Consider the following 17,356-nt stretch of genomic DNA (forward strand, 5'->3'; position numbering starts at 1 on the left):
TTCTAATTTCCCGTTTGTTTCACGCGAAAAAACGCGCAATTTCAACGTTTTCCGACTTCACATTCTTTCAACATGACTCGACATAGCCAGGCTCAGCAGCATCACCGCCGCACTGGTGCCGAGGTTCAGGGACTCGGCTTTGCCGTAAATCGGAATCGACACGATGCGATCCGTACGGTTCAGCACCTCCGACGTCAATCCACGTGCCTCGTTGCCGAACAATACCGCCTTGGCCCCGGCGGTCGTCCGAGGTTCGGAGAGGACATCGGTCAGCGGTTCCGGAAGCCGCGCATCCGTACCGTACACGTCCGCCGCATACACGGCGAGACCATGATCGTCGCACCACGCGAAGAACTCGTCCGTACCCATGGCAAGCACCGGCAGGTGGAACAGGGAACCGGCGGTGGAGCGGATGACCTTCGGGTTGAAGATGTCTACGCACTCGTCGACAAACATCACCGCCGCACAGCCGGCGGCGTCCGCGGAACGGATCACGGTTCCCGCGTTGCCCGGATCGCGAACCTGCCAGAATGCGGCCACCATGGCGTCATCGTCGAGGGATTCCACGCTTCCGGCGGCGTCCAGGAATCCCCGCATGTCCGCCACGGCGAGCACGCCCTGTGAATCGGAGCTCATATGCCGCATCACCGCATGCGTCACCTTGTGCACATAGGCGCCGGCCTGCATGGCCTTGCCCGCCATCTGCGCCACCGTATCGGTGAGGAACGGGGCGTCGGGTTCGGTGCCGATCGCCTCCACATACAGATCCTGCACGACGTCGGGGTACCAGGTCAGCAGCTCTCGTACCGATTGAGGCCCCTCCACCAGGAAGCGGCCGGCACGCTTTCGACCTTTGCGTTCCGTAAGCTCGGCGACACGTCGGATACGTCCCGCCTTGGGGTTCGCAATGACTTCGGTTGTAATAGGCATACGCGCTAGCCTAACACCATCGTTCCATCGCACACCCCGTTCATGCCACATTGAAATTCAGCGAACATCCAGATTCATTTCAGTTTGAGTCAAGCGTTCTTTGCGCCATACGCCAAGATATGACCCCTATCATCGGTCTCACGTCGATCGCGACGACGTATCGTACAGCATCTTCGGCATCAAGGATCATCATGTTCGTCGTAAAGAACGCATGGCAAAGCGTGACCAGAAACAAGGGTCGCAACATACTGATCATCGTGATCGTAACCATCATCGCCGCCGCGGCGACCATCGGCCTGTCCATCCGGCAGGCGGCGGCAACCGCCCGGAACAGCGGGTTGGAGAACACGACCATCACCGCACAGATCAGTCTTGACCGCAATAAGCTCATCAGCGAATCGAAATCCGACTCCGGCGATTCAGACGGCAAACCGGACTTCGATGCGATGCGCAGCGCACTGGCCGACAAGCAGCTTTCACTCAGCGACTATCAGAAATACGCCAAGGCCTCCTCCTCCGTGAAGTCCACGTACTATACCGAGACCGTGGGGCTCGCCGCAACCGATGACTTCCAGCCGGTCACCGATTCGACCAGCTCATCGAGTTCCTCCGCTTCCAACGACTCCGGCTCATCCTCCGATGGCAACGGCCAGCCTCAAGGCAACGGCGGCCCCGGGGGCGACGGCGGCCAGCCGGGTGGTGGGGACAACGGCACCACAGCCGTCAACGGAGACTTCTCACTGGTCGGCTTCTCTTCCGACGAGGCGGTCTCCAATGCGGCGAACGGCAGCTTCACCATGGTCGATGGCAAGGTCTTCGGCTACAACGAAAGCAGCGACGGGAACGTGATCATCTCCAAATCGCTCGCGGATTTCAACAACCTTTCCGTGGGGGACACCATCAGCGTGGCCAACCCCAACGATTCGGGCACCACCTACAAGCTGACCGTCGTCGGCATCTATAAGAATTCCACCGACTCCAACCAGGCCATGGGCGGCCCGATGGCCTCCACCGCCTCCGATCCGGCGAACGCCATCTACACTTCGGTCTCCACGCTGAAGTCTCTCGGCCTTGATGCGGATTCCGACTCGTCAGGCGATTCCGACTCCTCCACACCCACGACCCAGCTGAACTACACCTACGTGTTCGCCAGCAAATCCGATTACGAAGCCTTCGCCAAGGACGCGAAAAAGGCCGGACTGAGCAGCGACTACACCGTGTCCTCCGCCGATGTGGAAAACTATGAATCCAGCCTGGTGCCGCTCAACAACCTGTCGAAGTTCGCATTGACGCTGCTGATCGTGGTACTCGCCGTCGGAGGTGTGGTGCTGGTGGTCATCACCTTGCTGAACGTCCGTGAACGCAAGTATGAGATCGGCGTGCTGACGGCCATCGGCGTAAACAAGGTCAAGGTCGCCATGCAGTTCACCTTGGAGCTGCTGATCGTCACGATGATCGGTCTTGCCTTGGGCGCGGGCATCGGCGCGGCCGCCTCCGTGCCGGTCTCCAATCAGCTGCTGTCAAGTCAGGTCGAGCAGCAGCAGTCGCAGCAGGCCAGCCAACGTGAACAGTTCGGACGTGACATGCAGGGTGCAGGCGCCGACGGCGCCAGTTCCTCCACGGATTCCCAAAAGGAAGGCTCCTCCAAGTCGACCGACTCCTCCAAGTCGGACTCCGGCGCCACCGGATCCTCCGATTCCTCCGATAACGCCAAACAGCCGCAGGGCGGTCCGGGCGGCATGATGGACCGCGCGGCGAACTACGTCTCCTCCATCAACGCCACCGTCAATCTGGCCGTAGTCGGGCAACTGCTGTTGGTCGGACTTGGGCTGACGCTGATCGCGGCATTGGTCGCCGTGGTGTTCGTGCTGCGGTATGAACCGTTGCAGATTCTGGCCGATCGTTCCTGAAAGGATTTGTTCGATGACTACGGAAATGAAGGAAACCCTGGACAACATGAGCGCCACCGACGCCACCGGCTCCGATGCCGTCATGCCGACACTCCGACTCGACGACGTGAGCTATGCCTACACCAAAGGTGGCAAGAAGGTGCTCAAAGGCATCAGCCATGATTTCCATGCCGGTAAGGTGTATGCGATCACCGGCCCGTCCGGCGCCGGCAAGACCACGATGCTGTCGCTGATCTCCGGCCTGACCAATCCCACGGATGGCAGGGTCCTTTATGACGGGAACGACCTGTCGAAGCAGGACCGATACCGGTATCGCAGCCATGATATCGGCGTGATCTTCCAAAGCTTCAATCTGCTGCCGAATCTGACCGTCGGGGAGAACATCATACTGTCGATGGATGCCTCCGGCAAGACGTTCGATAAGCCGAAAAAGGAAATCATCAACGATTTGCTCAGGCAGGTGCATCTACCCGAGGAGTATGCGAACGAACGGATCCTGCACCTGTCCGGCGGCGAACAGCAGCGTGTGGCGATTGCCCGCGCACTGAGCTACAACCCGTCCGTCATCGTGGCGGACGAGCCGACGGGCAATCTCGATCTGGCCACGCAGGACGACATCATGGGCATCTTCCAATCATTGGCTCACGACGATGGCCGTTGCGTGATCGTCGTGACGCACAGTCCTGAAGTGTCCAAGGCTTCCGACGAGGTGTTCGAGCTCGCTCCGATTCGCCGGAAGCCGTGATCGTCGCTACCTGGCGAGCTTGTCGAGCAACAGGGCCTCGGTGACCACGTTGTTCTTCAGGCTCGGCAGGCTGATGGACTCGTTCGGGCTGTGCGCATTGGCCTTTGGGTCCTCAGGGCCGGTGACGAGCACCTGGGCCTCCGGGAAGATGCATTGCAGCTCCGGAATGAACGGAATGGAGCCGCCCTCGCCCTTGTTGACCGGCGCCACGCCGAAGGCCTGTTCCATGGCCTTCATGGCGTCCTTGGTGGCTTCGGCATCGGGATCCATGGCCCAGCCCATGCCGTTGTCGAGCTTGTCGACCCACACTTCGGCACCGAACGGGGCACGTTCGACCATGAACCTGGCAAGCGCCTCCTGGGCCTCTTCCGGGCGTTGGTTCGGCGCGGTTCGAAGGCTCAGACGGAATGTGGTCTCCGGGGAGATCACATTGAAGGAACCCTCCACCGGGTGCGCGTCGAAGCCGATGACGGTGACGCTGGGCTTGGTCCACAGACGGGCCGCAAGCGAACCGGTGCCGGCAAGATGATAGGAACCGACGATACCGGCGTCCGCACGCACGGTGGCCTCGTCCATATCCCGCTGCAAGCCGCCGATCGGCTCTTCGGAGGCGATGCCCGGCACCGCAAGATCGCCCTGCTCGTCATACATGGAGGCGATCAGCATGGACGCAAGCGTGTTCGCATCGAGAATCGGTCCGCCATACTGACCGGAATGCACCGGGTGATGTAGCACCCTGACATGCACGTCGAGGTCGGTGTTGCCACGCAGCGAGGTGGTCAGCGACGGGATTTCGGCGGACCAGTTGCCCGAGTCAGCCACGATGATCACATCGGAGCTGAATTCGTCACGATGCTCCTCGATGAACGGGATGAAGCTCGGCGAGCCCATCTCCTCCTCACCCTCGATGAACACCTTGATATTGACCTTCAGATCGTCGCCAAGCGCCTTCAACGCACCGGAATGAATGGCGATGCCGCCGCCGTCGTCGGCGGCTCCACGGCCGTACAATCGCGTATCGATCTGCGTACCGACGAACGGATCGGTGTTCCAGGCACTTGCATCGGGCACCGGCTGTACGTCATGGTGCGCATAGAGCAGCACGGTCGGCGCATGCTCATCAACAATCTTCGAGCCGATGACCTCCCATGCGCCTGGTGTGCCATCGGGATTATGCGATTGCACGACCTTGGCATCGACGCCGACCTTTCTCAATTCCTCGGCCACGAATTCCGCGGAACGTCTCATATGTTCGGCGGTGATGCCTTTCGCGGAAACCGACCGCAATGCGATCTTCCGGTTGAGTACGTCGACGATGCGTTCCCAATCACCCTCCACGCGTGCACGGATGTCATCGGCACGTAATGCTGCCATGATTCTCCTTAATATCAATCGAGTACGGCTAATGCAAGCCATTGTATCCACAATCGTATTCGGCTTTCCGTGGCAACGGAGACATGCCGTCGAAGCGTCGATACGTCACCTTACCCTCATAGACATGAGTTTGTTTAAGAAGGAAGACAAGGCCCAGGAGCCTGTCGAGCAGAAGGCGCAGGAGCCTGCCGTCGGCAAAGGCCGCCCGACTCCGAAACGCAAGGACGCCCAGGCGCAGAATCTGCGTCCGCTGGTCCCGAAGGACCGCGACGCCAGCCGTAAGGCCGCGAAGGCACGTATGCGCGAGCGTGAGAACGCCGAATACGAGGCCATGCAGACCGGTGACGTGAACCACATGCCGAAGGCCGAGCGTCTGCCATGGCGTATCTATATCCGCGATTATGTCGACGCCCGATTCAATCTCGGAGAGTTCTTCATCCCGGTCGCCTTCGTCATCCTGGTCGCTTCTATCTTCGTGACCTACAAGTGGCCGTCCCTGGCTTTGCCGCTGATGGCGCTGATGTATGTGTACCTGTTCGCCGTGATCATCGACATCGCGATCATGTGGCGCAAGCTCAAGAAGAAGCTCATCGAAAAGTACGGAGAGAAGTCCGTGGCCAAAGGCATGCGTTCCGCCTCCTACGCATGGAGCCGCGCCATCCAGATCCGCCGTTGGCGCCTGCCGAAGCCACGTTATCCCAAGCGTGGCCACTGGCCGGAGTGACACCCCTACACACATGTATTGCCGTCAGCTGAGCTGGCGGCTTTTCTATTAGCATGGAATCAGCTATCGCACGGTTTGAGAACAACGACATCAAGGACTGATATGACACAGGAACATTTCGATATCGCGGTCATCGGCGGGGGGCCAGGCGGTTATTCCACGGCGTTGCGCGCCGCGGAACTCGGCAAATCAGTGGTGCTGATCGAACGTGACGCCACACTGGGCGGCACCTGCCTGAATCGAGGTTGCATTCCCTCGAAGACGCTGCTCACCGCCACGCATAGCGTGGAGAACATGCGCCATGCCAGGGCGATGGGCATCAACGTGTCTGTGGAGAGCCTTGATTTCGGCAGGCTACGCACGTTCCGCACGCAGACCGTGGACACCATGATCAAGGGATTGACAGGGCTATTGGCGCATCGCGGCGTCACCGTCGTACGAGGCGAGGCCGCGATGCGGGATTGCGGAAACATACGTGTCGCACCTGTTGCGGATCTTGACCATGTATTGCGATTCGCGAAGGCGGGCGTCGGCGAACCGGTCGAAGGCGAACTGGAGATCACCGCGGAGGACATCGTGATCGCCACCGGTTCGAGGCCTTTGCCCCTACCGGACAATCCGTTCGCCGGTGCGCTCATCGATTCCACACAGGCGTTGGAACTGGATACCTTCCCCTCAAGTGCGGTGATCATCGGCGCCGGCGCCGTGGCGCTGGAATTCGCCTCCATGTGGCGCACCGCCGGTTGCGACGTGACATTGCTGATCCGCAAGGACCGGGTGCTCTCCGCATGGGAACGCCGCACGGCGGTGACGTTGACCCGCGAGTTGAAACGACGTGGCGTGAATATCATCACGCATAGCCATGTGACCCATGTGGAGACCGGCGCCAATCTAGGTGCGACCGTGCACTACACACGGGAGGGCTCCGAAGAGGATGCAAGCGTCTACGGTGAGGTCGTGCTCGCCGCCATCGGGCGCGTACCGAACACCGACGCCGATTGGTTCGACGCTTGCGGGTTGGAGCGTGACGCCCGAGGGTTTGTCGGTACCGATGCGTTCGGCCGCACCAACCTCGACCATGTGTGGGCTTTGGGTGACATCACCTCAGGTCATTCCCTGGCGCACCGTGCCTTTGAGCAGGGCATCACCATCGCGGAGAAGATCGCCGGGCTTGATCCGAAGCCGGTTGACAACGACACGATTCCGCAGGTCGTGTTCTCCTTCCCCGAGGCGGCATGCGTGGGCCTGAGCCTTGATGCGGCACAGGCGCGCGAGGATGTGGTCGACGCCAAGGAAACCGTGTACCCGATGCTGTCGAACTCGCGCATGCTGATGAGCGGTACGGGAGGGTCGCTATCCATCGTCAGCGGCGCCTATGCCGACAATCCCGATGTGCCGGTGGTACTGGGTGCCCACATCGTCAGCCCCATCGCCAGCGATCTGATTGCGGAAGCCGAGCAACTGGTAGGCAATCACGTGCCTTTGCATGATGCGGCCCGTCTGATCCACCCGCATCCGACGTTCAGCGAGACGTTCGGCGAAGCGTTGCTCAAGGCGGATGGCAGACCTCTCCATACCCGCTGACCGACGCACGAAGGCGACGGATGCGTGGCCTATGACTTTCACTATGGCATAGCACCTGATAAACTGCTGTTCCAGTGTGTTCAACCACGTAACCAAGTGAGGAAGTTGATGGCAGACAAAGAAGAGCCAAAGAAGAAGCAGAACACAATCAAACAGGTCATTCAGATCTTCAGGTACACCTATGCGGAAGACAAGGCGCTCCCCTGGCTATGCGGAAGCGTGTTCGTGGCACCGATCATCGTGTTCGTCGTGCTTGGCATCGTATTCAAGTGGTCGATTATCGGCTGGATCACCTCGATAATCCTTGCCATCATGATCGGCCTGCTGCTCGCCACCATGATGCTCACCAACCGAGCCGACAAGGTCGGCTATGCCAAGCTCGAGGGGCGTTCCGGCGCGGCCATCAGCGTGCTTGGCAACGTCAGCAGGGCGGGCTTCAACTTCCCGCAGGAGCCGGTGTGGGTCGATCCGAAGACCAAGGATGCCATTTGGCGCGGCACCGGCTACAACGGCATCTATCTGCTCGGTGAAGGCGATTACAACCGAGTGACGCGTGCCATGGACCGCCAGGAGCACAGCATCAAGGGCGTGACCGCCGGTTCCGAGATCCCGGTCTATCGAATCTGCGTAGGCAAGGGACCGAAGCAGGTCAGCCTGAAGAATCTGCGCAAGACCGTGCTCAAATGCAAGTCCTATGAACCGACGCATCATAAGAACAGGCTGATTGCGGCCATCCATCCGAGGCGCCGTTTCATGCTTACCAAAACCGAATTGAACGTTCTGAACGAACGTCTGCGCACGTTGCAGATGAAAAACGGCATGAACATCCCGAAGGGCGTTGATCCGATGCATCCGCAGAGGATCAGCCGACGAGCCATGCGTGGTCGCTGACGGTACATGTATGCGAACGCACCGGGAATCCCCGATCTGTATGATCAGATCGGGGATTCTTCAATTTGTCACGACGGTCGTTTTATCCGTTCCATCCGTTCATGTTATGGACGGATCGCAGCCTTCCCATTTCGTCTTTCGAAACATCGCAACCCCTATTTTCCATGCGATCATGGCGGGGATACGTCATCTCGAAACATTCTCGTAACCCAAGTGGCGAGTGCGTGAAACGCGTTTTTCTAGACTAAGAGCCTGTAAGTTACTTATTCGAAAGGAGCGGTCCCGTGACTGCACTCGAAACCAAGGCTGATGCTGAGGCCCTTATCAACAAGGAAGGCGTTGAATACGTCTCCGTTCGCTTCACCGATCTGATCGGCGTTCAGCAGCACTTCACCGTGCCGGCAAGCGAGTTCCTGAAGGACGCCTTCACCGACGGCATGCCGTTCGACGGTTCCTCCGTGGAAGGCTTCCAGGCCATCAACGAGTCTGACATGAAGCTGGTGCCGGATGTTGCCACCGCATTCATCGATCCGTTCCGCAAGCACAAGACCCTCGACGTGGCCTTCTCCATCGTCGACCCGCTGACCGATGAGCCGTATTCCCGCGATCCTCGTCAGGTTGCAGGCAAGGCCGAGGCCTACCTGAAGTCCACCGGCATCGCCGACACCGCTTCCTTCGCTCCGGAAGCCGAGTTCTTCATCTTTGACAAGGTACGCTTCGAGAACAGCATGCAGCGTTCCTTCTATGAGGTGGATTCCATCGAGGCTCCGTGGAACACCGGCGTCGACACCGAAGACGACGGCACCCTGAACATCGCGTTCAAGAACCGCGTCAAGCGCGGCTACTTCCCGGTCCCGCCGATCGACCACACCCAGGATCTGCGTGACGACATGGTCGCCAACCTGCAGAAGGTCGGCCTGACCCTTGAGCGTTCCCACCACGAGGTCGCCGGTGCGGGCCAGCAGGAAATCAACTACCGCTTCAACTCCCTGCAGCACGCGGGCGATGACCTGATGAAGTACAAGTACGTCATTCACGAGACCGCCGCTCTGGCCGGTAAGGCCGCGACCTTCATGCCGAAGCCGATCGCAGGCGACAACGGCACCGGCATGCACTGCCACCAGTCCCTGTGGAAGGACGGCAAGCCGCTGTTCTACGATGAGAAGAACTACGGTGGCCTGTCCGACATCGCCCGCTGGTACATCGGCGGCCTGATCAAGCACTCCTCCTCCGTGCTGGCCTTCACCAACCCGTCCCTGAACTCCTACCACCGTCTGGTTCCGGGCTTCGAAGCGCCGGTCAACCTGGTGTACTCCGCCCGTAACCGTTCCGCCGCCATCCGTATTCCGCTGGCCGGCACCTCCCCGGCTGCGAAGCGTATCGAATTCCGCGCTCCGGATCCGTCCTGCAACCCGTTCCTCGCCTTCTCCGCTCAGCTGATGGCAGGCCTGGACGGCATCCTGAACCACATCGAGCCTCCGGAGCCGGTCGACAAGGATCTGTACGAGCTGCCGCCGGAAGAGCATGCCGGCATCAAGCAGGTACCGAGCTCCCTGGCCGAGGCCATGGACGCTCTGGAAGAGGATCACGACTTCCTCACCGCCGGCGACGTCTTCACCGACGATCTGATCGAGACCTGGCTGGGCATCAAGCGCGGCGAGATCGATCAGGCCCGTCTGGCCCCGACCCCGCTGGAGTACGAGCTGTACTTCCACATCTGATGGTCATTAAGGCAAAACGTAGTCGGCAGTAGGCTTTTCGCACTGTTCAGAATACCCTACTGCACCTATCAGAACACGAGAAAACCCCACTTCGTTCACAATCGGACGCGAGTGGGGTTTTCTCGTGCTTGCCACGCAGGCAGCGAGGCAAGCCATTCATCCAAATCCACGCGGCGGATGTGCATGGTCGAACGGTCCGCCATGCATGCCTTGAGAAGACCATTGCGCACATTGGCGCGGATGATCTTCGCCGGGATGCCCGTGAGGGCCTCGACCTCTAGCACGCCTAACAACGGATGGTCGGCGTCATATTAGGGAAAAGGCACCGAGTACAGTGAATCCGCCGAAAAGTAATACGTTAACTTGATCCGCTACTTTTCTTCCTTTGCAGTCTCCTACCAGACCCGCAATCAGAGAACCGATGGGTAACCCTAAAAAGTTTGCTGAAAAACATACCATTTTCTTGATCTGTTGACCATCTCGATGTAGTCAAGCTACTCACTACCGCACTTCCCTTATAAACGCAAATACTGGCCTCCATCATCCCCAACGATCCCAGTGTCACTATTTTATGGAAGAGTTTAGACTCAACAGAATCATCAATTCCGGATAACAGTTCATCACCTCTAGAAGCCGTCACATAATTAGTCACAATCGTTTCCTTGCAAAGAGCAAATTCCTAATCGTCGTATCACCCGTTTATAAGATGATTGGAACGTTGAATGATTTCGGCTTCATTATCACCGGAAATGAGGAATTTCCTGTCAGAATCAACAGAATTATGAGCGATACCTTTTTTTCTTCCCCACAGATTCTAAAACTGCCCAATCCGGAATTTCCTTTTCCTTTGGCCAGTTCAATCCAGCAGTTTCTAGTAGCATGCCATATTGGGACGATCGTACGATATTCATATTCGCATCGCCAAGACCAAGTTCCAATAAGAAGTTAGCCTTACTCTGATCTATGCCATAGGCAGCAATCAGCTCTTGCTTAATTAGTCCTCCCCCTCTGCGTGCTGCCATTTCCCCAAATATGAAGTCACCAGTTTCATTCTTATAGAATTCAATATGCATCACATTTGGGATCGTCTGATCTTTGAAAGATCTAATTAATTGCTTTGTCAGTCGGAGCAGTTCAGAGTAGTCAGCGTCGTTCTCGTCTAACATTACGGAACCAGTATTTTGTTTCTCGAAGTCTAGCGGTGGGACAAAAATATCGTGATGGTGAAATCAGGATCAAATCAGAATCGACATAGACCACATCCACATGGTAGACAGAACCAGAACAGTATTCCTCCAGATAATACTGGTTTGAATGTACGCTTTTGACAATTTCCGGCTTAGTGGCTAAAGCGGATAAGTAATCCTTCGAATGCAGTATCGCAATGCCCGCAGACCCTGCACCCCATCGAGGCTTGAGAACGACCGTCCCCCAACGATCGAACGCCGAAATAATATCTCCAAAGCATTTGCAAGAGGTATAGGGAATAATCTTTAACCCAGCATTAAGGGCCGACTGCTTCATCGTAACTTTATCTCGGCAGCTTAACGCTAGCGCATACTTTAAACCAGGAATTCCAAATAAGCTTCTCGCCTCTGCAACCCTCAGCACATCTTCTTCCGAGCCAGAAACTATCCTATCCGGCTTGAATTCCTTAACAACATCAAAGAATTCCGCAGTAGCGCTATCAGAGGAATAATCAGAAACCTCGATTTCTTTGATGACGGAATTCGGCCAACCATGGCATATGACTCGATCGCTCGATGTGAAGACCATGACCTCTAAACAATCAAAGCGTTCTTGGACCTCTTCGATCCATTTTGGATAATTCGAGAAAGATTTGGGTTGCTGTAACAATAATACTTTCATATCATTCCTCCTCCGGCGCATTCGCCAAAACATGAGATATCAAAAGGAAATGCTTCCTAAAAGATTCTATGAATTGTCTCATCCTCTCCTTACTGAAATACACGGTGTTATATGAGACACTAACCTTGACCTCATCATTAAAATATTGCGCCCTCACTTCAATTGGATAACCATACGAATACGGATACGTGCTTCCTCGGGTTAGGTCTGCTGAGAATGAAAACACTTCGTTCCTATGGGGAGAACGCGTTACATTCAGAAAGAACGCGGGACAAGATTCCGGATATGCATGAGGAGAGTTCGCCCGAAATGAGTTCCAAGCGGTCTCCTGCCGTAACATTTTTCCATATTCTGCGCTAATAGCAAGTAATTCTTCATCAATCGAATCAAATCCTCCGTGCTGGTGGAAAAACGGAATCGAACTGCTAATCCAACCCGTCATTGAAGGAAGAACAGGGCGGCCAACTTGTTCGCGCCCATTTCGAGTTACATCGATAACAATGTTGTCAAGGTCGAGGCATCCTGAAGCTGCTTCAGTCAACGCTGCTAAGGAAAGTTTATCCAATAAGACATATTGCCTCCCATCCCTTTCCTGCAACGAACGGATGGAATCATCCCTGATGCATAACGGTGATGAAACCGCGTAGTTACTTCCATCGCTTTCAGAACACCAGGAAGCAGAGAGACCGTCATTTCTCTTAATATCGGGAAGCTGCTCCATCGCATTCCTTCCTTTTTATCCTTAGCATCCTCGCTATTGGGATGTTCGAGGGCATTTGTCGATATCTTCTCAAGTATGAATAATTTTCGCGGGTGCATGTGACTCCTCCTTTAGTGGCAGATAGCCCTTTTCCCACGTTTTTTCAATTTGGTTAGCAGCGATTGTCGGTATCATTCCCACCAGCGCTAATGCGCACCAGTACCAAGGTGTCATTCCTTCAGGGCGTAGTGCCGGAACAATCCAACCACCAAGGAATGAACCTACTGATTCACCAATAGCTGCAATTATTAGCCGATAATTCAGAATGTCCACCAAAGGTTTATCCGGCTGTACTTCCACTAGAGCAATATTGATTAATGGTGCATAGATACATTCCGCAATGGAGAAAGCAATCAATGATACAATGCATATCCACCAGTAAGACGAAACTCCACAGGCAAATAACGCGAAGGAAACTCCATAGATCCCCAAGCTTTTGATTATGAATGAGGTAGCATCATGTCCATTAGCCATACCTCGTGAAACGAGTTTACTCACCGGCATTTGCAGTGCTATGACTGATATGGCATCAATAGAATAGAACAATCCTCTTATAACTGGGCTATCGGATAACGAGTAGAATTCCAATGCCATTCCCGCAAAAAAGCTGACCGTTCATTATACTGCCTACAAGCACCGCCAGGATAGCAAGAATAGTGCCAGAACTTTTCACTGAGTCTTTAATGGTCCTCACGATAGAAGAGGTATTTTGCTCGCTACTTTCTTCACTGCGTATAAAGACACGATGAGTTAGTACGATCGGAGCTAGTAGAGCAGAAAAAACATAGAGTCCGATAATGACTATAAAAAAAGAGTGTCTGCCCGAAAGACTTATATATATAATTCGAAGTTAGAGGGCCAATCGCGGATCCAAGATTGGCTGTCATTGTCACTAAAGAGAATAAAGTAGCCTGAGATTTTTTTATCCTTAACTTTAGCAAGTATATGCCCTCTTAGGGCAAAATTAACCAGCGAGAGTCCAAGTCCCAGCAAAGCTAAATCCAAAAAAAAGGAGGCCAATAAAGCTCCTCATTGCCGTCTGAAGTAGCAAAAGCGAAAAAACTATGAATCCGAAACCAGTCTCAGTGAGAGATAAGGTTGACGAACGTTCAATCAGACTGCCTATAAAAATAGTACTTCCTCTAGAAAAAAGGGATAAAATTCCAAGTGCCAATCCAACATATAGAGATGACGTTGCAGAAACCTGACCAGTAAGGATAACCGAGAGAAGGGAGAAAAGCCCGCTATATGCAGCACTATTTAAAAAATAATTAACTGATATAGAGTCTTTCTTAATATCGCTCAGTTTTTCCACATGAACATACTTTCTTTTATGCTTTCCAAATAATGTTCCTTCATACTAGTCGTTATATGAGGATTATTCATTGTTGCGTCCAGATATGGCAGTGCCCGGCAGTCGAGACATGTCCAGATAGCGGCGTGTGGACCATTGGTTGCTGATGACGTAGCGAATTCTGGCGGTGATGAACATCAGGGCACTCTGGCCGTCGGACAACCTGTACGGATGGGATGGAAATAGAACGTCACTTCGTCCACGAGGAGTTCCCTGAAGGGACTTGGAGTGGCGACACGGAACCCGGCGAGTGAGGACCGGTCTGGTGGGGCATCCGCTGCCGGGACGACCGGTATCTTGTCTGTACGCACCAGTGGCCGTTCCATGAGAGGGGGTATGCTCATGTACACGGTCATTGATTTGAAGCGGAACGTTCGCGGTGCAATCAGTCTCATCGGCGGCGGCGCCAGCAAGGACGGCACCTACAGTGACGAGGACTGCCGGAACATTCTCGACATGCTGAACGACCCGAAGGACGAGACGGAAATCAGCCACCGCAACCGCGTGCCGCTGAGAATCCGCGACTTCCGATAAAGAGAAAGAGAGACAACGCCAATGCTGGACGAAACAAATACCAAACCGATGGAACAGGCCAACCCGCAGCTCCCGACGCAGCCAACCCCGTCCCAAGCCCACAAGGCCGCTCCCCCGCGCAATGCCGGGCGGATCATGCAATGGGTGACCGTCGTCCTGTCGGTTATCGCGCTGCTGCTTAGTATCGTGGCGAACCTGCGCGTATCCACGATACAGAACGGTACCGGCAACAGTGCAAGCGCCCCATCCTCCGCTGGTACGTCGGCCTCTTCCGGCTCGGATGCCAAGGCTATGAAGAAGACCGAGTCGAAGACAGTCGAATACACGGCGACCGAAGGCAGTGTGCTGGAAGGCGACTACGCACCTTACGATTCCGTTAACTTCCATCTAAAACTGGTCAAGCTGGAGGTCACAGGCACCAAGGCGACGCTCACCTCCGAAGTGACTAACAACGGCACCGATAGTGATTCAACATCATTCCTTACAAGGGCCTTCCAGAACGGTCAGCAAACGGGTATTGGTACCATCATCACTGACGGCCAGATTCAGGCCGGCTACACGGCCACCGTCACTACGGAGTTCGATGTCAAGGACGCCACCCAGCCAATCAGTCTTGAAATCGAGCTGTCGTATGACCAAAAGCTCCAAATCGAGTACAGTCCACAGAACTAAGGGGAAAGCGAGAACCGGCGAGCAAACCAAATCATCCATCATCACCGCTCCGGCGTCGAAGACTGGGTAGGCGGTCGCCGAATGCCATGTAATATTCCAGCTATCCGTATGTGTACGGCGACACCATCTCGAACGACTGGGGTTGCTCCGGCTTCGTCCAGTACGTGTACGTCCAGTCCGACGTGCAAATGTCGGCCGGCATGAACGCCATGAGTCCGTCACAGGGCACGGCTTTGGGCTATCGTTGTCGGTAAGGCCTACTGGACAAAGGAGAGGAAGACGCACGGGTACTCCTCGGTGATATGAAACTGCCCGTGCGTCTTCCTCTCCTTATGTCGTCAGAATCTACTTACCACCCGGTGATGTGATGCGGAACCCGTGAATGATACGGTTACGCTGTTCCACCAGCGTTTTGAACTTTTCGGTGATCCGTCTACCGTCCTCCCCCGAGATGGCCTTTTTAGTAACGTCGATGTCGCCTTTGCGGCCCATCGACTGGCGGACGCTCAGCTCCTTGAGCTTGTCCCTCCACCATTGATATCGGTACCGCCATCCCATGCCCGAGGGCAGGACCGGGTTCTCGGCGCGGATCCGGCACCTGAGCCCCATGCGCCGCAGGGCCCTGAGCACGGTCTTGGCGGATATGCGCGCGCCGAACTCGCGGGGCCAGGCACGCCGCGCGCCTGCCGGTGGCCGCACCCGTTCGGCGTGCGGTTCCACGTCCGGCCTGGACACGCACGCGGCGTGCGACAGGTGGCGGTTCAGGGGGGTAGGACCCGTCGAAAAGGATCAGGCTTGGCCGCCGGTCATGAGCAGGTGTTGCACTCACCGTCCATGCAAACCATGCCAGGACGGCATCCATAATTTGTGGTGTCACCTGCATCACTGCCGCCGATAACGAAGTGGAAGCTGCCGCCGGACGAGGACCCGCCACTGGACGACGACCCGCTGGACGAACTGCCGCCACTGGACGAACCAGCCGAACCGCTCGACGAACCGCCGTTATTGGAGGAATACGACTGCGAGCCGCCGGTACTTGAATACGAGCTGCCGGAATACGACCGCTGCTGCACCTGAGCCGCTGCGGCTTCGGCGGCGGCCTGCGCGGCCGCGGCCTCCTCCTCGGCCTTCTTCCTGGCGGCCTCCTCGTCGGCCTTGCGCTTCGCCTCGACGGAATCGTTGACCTTCTTGCTGGCCGCCGCGATCCTCGTTTCGTCCTTCGCGGCGATGGCCTGCTTCAGCTCGTCGCGCGTCTTCGCGTCCGCCACCTTGCCATCGGAATCCTTATACAGTTGGTTCGCGTCGTCGATGGCCTTGTCCAGCTTCGACGCGTTCACCCTCCCGACCGCCGCCTTCAGGCTCCTCCGGTGATTCCTGTACCAGGCCGTATGCTTCGCGATCAATGCGGTCTTCGTCTCATAGCCCGCCTTCGAGTCGGCCGTGCAGGCCACGACCTTCGGCTCCGCCGCCTTCAGCGCCTCGGCGAGGCCGTCCACGGCCTTGACGTCCTTCACCTGCTTGGCGGTGATCCAGGAGGCCGTGGCCGCGTCGCCGTCCACGAGCCCGTTGTACGAGTTGACCGCCTTGCGGTAGGCTTCCGACGCGGTCCGGCAATCCCGCGCGGCCACGGCGGTCTCATGGTCCGTCCACGCCTTGTAGCCGACACCGCCCGCAACGGCCAACGCGGCCGCGCAGACTGCGGCGACGACCGCCACGGTCCGACGGTTCAGGCCGGCCTTGTTCGTTTCATTCCCGATAGGGGCATCCGGCTCCGGGCCGGTCTCCTTTTCTTCCATCGTCATCTTCATGTCTCCTCATGTTTCCGCTTCGCTTACCCCTTTGAAGCATACCCCGGGGGGGTGTGCCTCAAAGGGGCAGTGTCTATATGTCATTTCCGCTTCGCCCACTTTCCGGGAGAAATGATTCCCGAACGGGTGCCCTTGTTCAACGGGGCGCATGTGTCCCGAGACACGCCGACCGTCCTCACTTTCGGCCTCCCACTATATAAGGAGGTCAACAAGCCGCCCCCACGGTGCACGGCTTGTTGACGGACCATTCGGCGATGCGGGCGACGACTGCCTCGTCTTCGATGAAGTCTGAACGATGGTGCGAACGTTCGGGCATGGGAATGCACCCCCAATCGAACATGCCGGATACGGACGCGGAGGCCAGGCACAGTGCGGCGAGGCAGGTCTCCAGCAGCGGCGAGGCCTGCACGCCGGCGATGTTCAGGCTCGATGGCGCCAGTCGGACGGTGTTGCGTTCCATGATCATGGCCATGCCGGAGG

At 56.5% G+C, this 17,356-nt stretch carries 18 protein-coding genes and 1 pseudogene; 8 read left to right on the top strand and 11 right to left on the bottom strand.

The genetic code is table 11. The features are described from left to right. Positions 1-57: 57 nt before the first annotated feature. Positions 58-930 (bottom strand): TrmH family RNA methyltransferase, encoded by an 873-nt coding sequence (locus BMOU_RS00085; protein ID WP_034873629.1) that lies wholly within the window; start codon positions 928-930, stop codon positions 58-60. Between the two features lie 191 nt (positions 931-1,121). Here BMOU_RS00085 and BMOU_RS00090 point away from each other — a divergent pair, with 191 nt between their 5' ends. Continuing rightward, positions 1,122-2,840, top strand: a complete 1,719-nt coding sequence (locus BMOU_RS00090; RefSeq protein ID WP_034873631.1) for an FtsX-like permease family protein — start codon at positions 1,122-1,124, stop codon at positions 2,838-2,840. 46 nt (positions 2,841-2,886) lie between these two features. Next, positions 2,887-3,585, top strand: a complete 699-nt coding sequence (locus BMOU_RS00095) for an ABC transporter ATP-binding protein (RefSeq protein ID WP_034874370.1) — start codon at positions 2,887-2,889, stop codon at positions 3,583-3,585. A gap of 6 nt (positions 3,586-3,591) precedes the next feature. On the opposite strand, the gene BMOU_RS00100 is transcribed toward BMOU_RS00095, so the two are convergent. Next, a complete protein-coding gene (locus BMOU_RS00100; RefSeq protein ID WP_034873633.1) occupies positions 3,592-4,959 on the bottom strand; it encodes a dipeptidase in 1,368 nt (455 codons plus the stop codon). A gap of 124 nt (positions 4,960-5,083) precedes the next feature. Between BMOU_RS00100 and BMOU_RS00105 the strand changes: the two genes are divergently transcribed. The 4 genes from BMOU_RS00105 to glnA all read left to right on the top strand — a co-directional run bounded on the left by BMOU_RS00105 (position 5,084) and on the right by glnA (position 9,879). Then, positions 5,084-5,683, top strand: coding sequence for a DUF3043 domain-containing protein (locus BMOU_RS00105; protein WP_034874372.1), 600 nt, complete (start codon positions 5,084-5,086; stop codon positions 5,681-5,683). A gap of 102 nt (positions 5,684-5,785) precedes the next feature. Beyond that, a complete protein-coding gene (locus tag BMOU_RS00110; protein ID WP_034873634.1) occupies positions 5,786-7,267 on the top strand; it encodes a dihydrolipoyl dehydrogenase family protein in 1,482 nt (493 codons plus the stop codon). Positions 7,268-7,375: 108 nt separating this feature from the next. Then, a complete protein-coding gene (locus tag BMOU_RS00115; protein ID WP_034873636.1) occupies positions 7,376-8,158 on the top strand; it encodes a DUF4191 domain-containing protein in 783 nt (260 codons plus the stop codon). Positions 8,159-8,442: 284 nt separating this feature from the next. Further along, positions 8,443-9,879, top strand: coding sequence for a type I glutamate--ammonia ligase (gene glnA, locus BMOU_RS00120; RefSeq protein WP_034873639.1), 1,437 nt, complete (start codon positions 8,443-8,445; stop codon positions 9,877-9,879). Between the two features lie 95 nt (positions 9,880-9,974). On the opposite strand, the gene BMOU_RS00125 is transcribed toward glnA, so the two are convergent. The 6 genes from BMOU_RS00125 to BMOU_RS11430 all read right to left on the bottom strand — a co-directional run bounded on the left by BMOU_RS00125 (position 9,975) and on the right by BMOU_RS11430 (position 13,823). Further along, positions 9,975-10,163 (bottom strand): DNA-binding protein, encoded by a 189-nt coding sequence (locus BMOU_RS00125; protein WP_235143607.1) that lies wholly within the window; start codon positions 10,161-10,163, stop codon positions 9,975-9,977. Positions 10,164-10,658: 495 nt separating this feature from the next. Then, complete coding sequence (locus BMOU_RS11410; RefSeq protein ID WP_235143608.1) at positions 10,659-11,045, bottom strand: ATP-grasp domain-containing protein; 387 nt, start codon at positions 11,043-11,045, stop codon at positions 10,659-10,661. Further along, the gene (locus BMOU_RS11415) at positions 11,023-11,748 is read right to left on the bottom strand and encodes an ATP-grasp domain-containing protein (RefSeq protein ID WP_235143609.1); all 726 of its coding nucleotides are present in this window, start codon (positions 11,746-11,748) and stop codon (positions 11,023-11,025) included. Before BMOU_RS11415 ends, BMOU_RS11410 begins: the two co-directional genes overlap by 23 nt. Before the next feature lies 1 nt (position 11,749). Further along, positions 11,750-12,469 (bottom strand): hypothetical protein, encoded by a 720-nt coding sequence (locus BMOU_RS11420; RefSeq protein ID WP_235143610.1) that lies wholly within the window; start codon positions 12,467-12,469, stop codon positions 11,750-11,752. Between the two features lie 69 nt (positions 12,470-12,538). Then, positions 12,539-13,102, bottom strand: coding sequence for an MFS transporter (locus tag BMOU_RS11425; RefSeq protein WP_235143611.1), 564 nt, complete (start codon positions 13,100-13,102; stop codon positions 12,539-12,541). A 370-nt stretch (positions 13,103-13,472) separates the two neighbouring features. Then, positions 13,473-13,823, bottom strand: a complete 351-nt coding sequence (locus BMOU_RS11430; RefSeq protein WP_235143612.1) for a hypothetical protein — start codon at positions 13,821-13,823, stop codon at positions 13,473-13,475. A gap of 381 nt (positions 13,824-14,204) precedes the next feature. On the opposite strand from BMOU_RS11430, the gene BMOU_RS11260 reads away from it, so the two are divergent. After that, positions 14,205-14,396 (top strand): hypothetical protein, encoded by a 192-nt coding sequence (locus BMOU_RS11260; RefSeq protein WP_137648314.1) that lies wholly within the window; start codon positions 14,205-14,207, stop codon positions 14,394-14,396. 21 nt (positions 14,397-14,417) lie between these two features. Then, the gene (locus BMOU_RS00140; RefSeq protein ID WP_034873645.1) at positions 14,418-15,068 is read left to right on the top strand and encodes a DUF4352 domain-containing protein; all 651 of its coding nucleotides are present in this window, start codon (positions 14,418-14,420) and stop codon (positions 15,066-15,068) included. A 474-nt stretch (positions 15,069-15,542) separates the two neighbouring features. Here the strand turns inward: BMOU_RS00140 and BMOU_RS00145 are convergent. The 3 genes and pseudogenes from BMOU_RS00145 to BMOU_RS00155 all read right to left on the bottom strand — a co-directional run. Next, positions 15,543-15,821: pseudogene (locus BMOU_RS00145) on the bottom strand (hypothetical protein); the annotation flags it as partial. Between the two features lie 53 nt (positions 15,822-15,874). Continuing rightward, positions 15,875-16,870 (bottom strand): hypothetical protein, encoded by a 996-nt coding sequence (locus BMOU_RS11265; protein WP_160118305.1) that lies wholly within the window; start codon positions 16,868-16,870, stop codon positions 15,875-15,877. Between the two features lie 211 nt (positions 16,871-17,081). Continuing rightward, positions 17,082-17,348 (bottom strand): hypothetical protein, encoded by a 267-nt coding sequence (locus tag BMOU_RS00155; RefSeq protein ID WP_034873649.1) that lies wholly within the window; start codon positions 17,346-17,348, stop codon positions 17,082-17,084. Positions 17,349-17,356 lie beyond the last annotated feature (8 nt).

The sequence above is a fragment of the Bifidobacterium moukalabense DSM 27321 genome, assembly GCF_000522505.1.
Taxonomy (GTDB): domain Bacteria; phylum Actinomycetota; class Actinomycetes; order Actinomycetales; family Bifidobacteriaceae; genus Bifidobacterium; species Bifidobacterium moukalabense.

Coding starts and splice junctions, on each gene's coding strand:
- BMOU_RS11420 (WP_235143610.1), bottom strand. CDS start 12,469: ATGGAGCAGCTTCCCGATATTAAGAGAAATGACGGTCTCTCTGCTTCC.
- BMOU_RS00140 (WP_034873645.1), top strand. CDS start 14,418: ATGCTGGACGAAACAAATACCAAACCGATGGAACAGGCCAACCCGCAG.
- BMOU_RS00110 (WP_034873634.1), top strand. CDS start 5,786: ATGACACAGGAACATTTCGATATCGCGGTCATCGGCGGGGGGCCAGGC.
- BMOU_RS11260 (WP_137648314.1), top strand. CDS start 14,205: ATGTACACGGTCATTGATTTGAAGCGGAACGTTCGCGGTGCAATCAGT.
- BMOU_RS00105 (WP_034874372.1), top strand. CDS start 5,084: ATGAGTTTGTTTAAGAAGGAAGACAAGGCCCAGGAGCCTGTCGAGCAG.
- BMOU_RS11415 (WP_235143609.1), bottom strand. CDS start 11,748: ATGAAAGTATTATTGTTACAGCAACCCAAATCTTTCTCGAATTATCCA.
- BMOU_RS00115 (WP_034873636.1), top strand. CDS start 7,376: ATGGCAGACAAAGAAGAGCCAAAGAAGAAGCAGAACACAATCAAACAG.
- BMOU_RS11425 (WP_235143611.1), bottom strand. CDS start 13,102: ATGGCATTGGAATTCTACTCGTTATCCGATAGCCCAGTTATAAGAGGA.
- BMOU_RS00085 (WP_034873629.1), bottom strand. CDS start 930: ATGCCTATTACAACCGAAGTCATTGCGAACCCCAAGGCGGGACGTATC.
- BMOU_RS11410 (WP_235143608.1), bottom strand. CDS start 11,045: ATGTTAGACGAGAACGACGCTGACTACTCTGAACTGCTCCGACTGACA.
- BMOU_RS00100 (WP_034873633.1), bottom strand. CDS start 4,959: ATGGCAGCATTACGTGCCGATGACATCCGTGCACGCGTGGAGGGTGAT.
- BMOU_RS00155 (WP_034873649.1), bottom strand. CDS start 17,348: ATGGCCATGATCATGGAACGCAACACCGTCCGACTGGCGCCATCGAGC.
- BMOU_RS11265 (WP_160118305.1), bottom strand. CDS start 16,870: ATGACGATGGAAGAAAAGGAGACCGGCCCGGAGCCGGATGCCCCTATC.
- BMOU_RS00095 (WP_034874370.1), top strand. CDS start 2,887: ATGAGCGCCACCGACGCCACCGGCTCCGATGCCGTCATGCCGACACTC.
- BMOU_RS00090 (WP_034873631.1), top strand. CDS start 1,122: ATGTTCGTCGTAAAGAACGCATGGCAAAGCGTGACCAGAAACAAGGGT.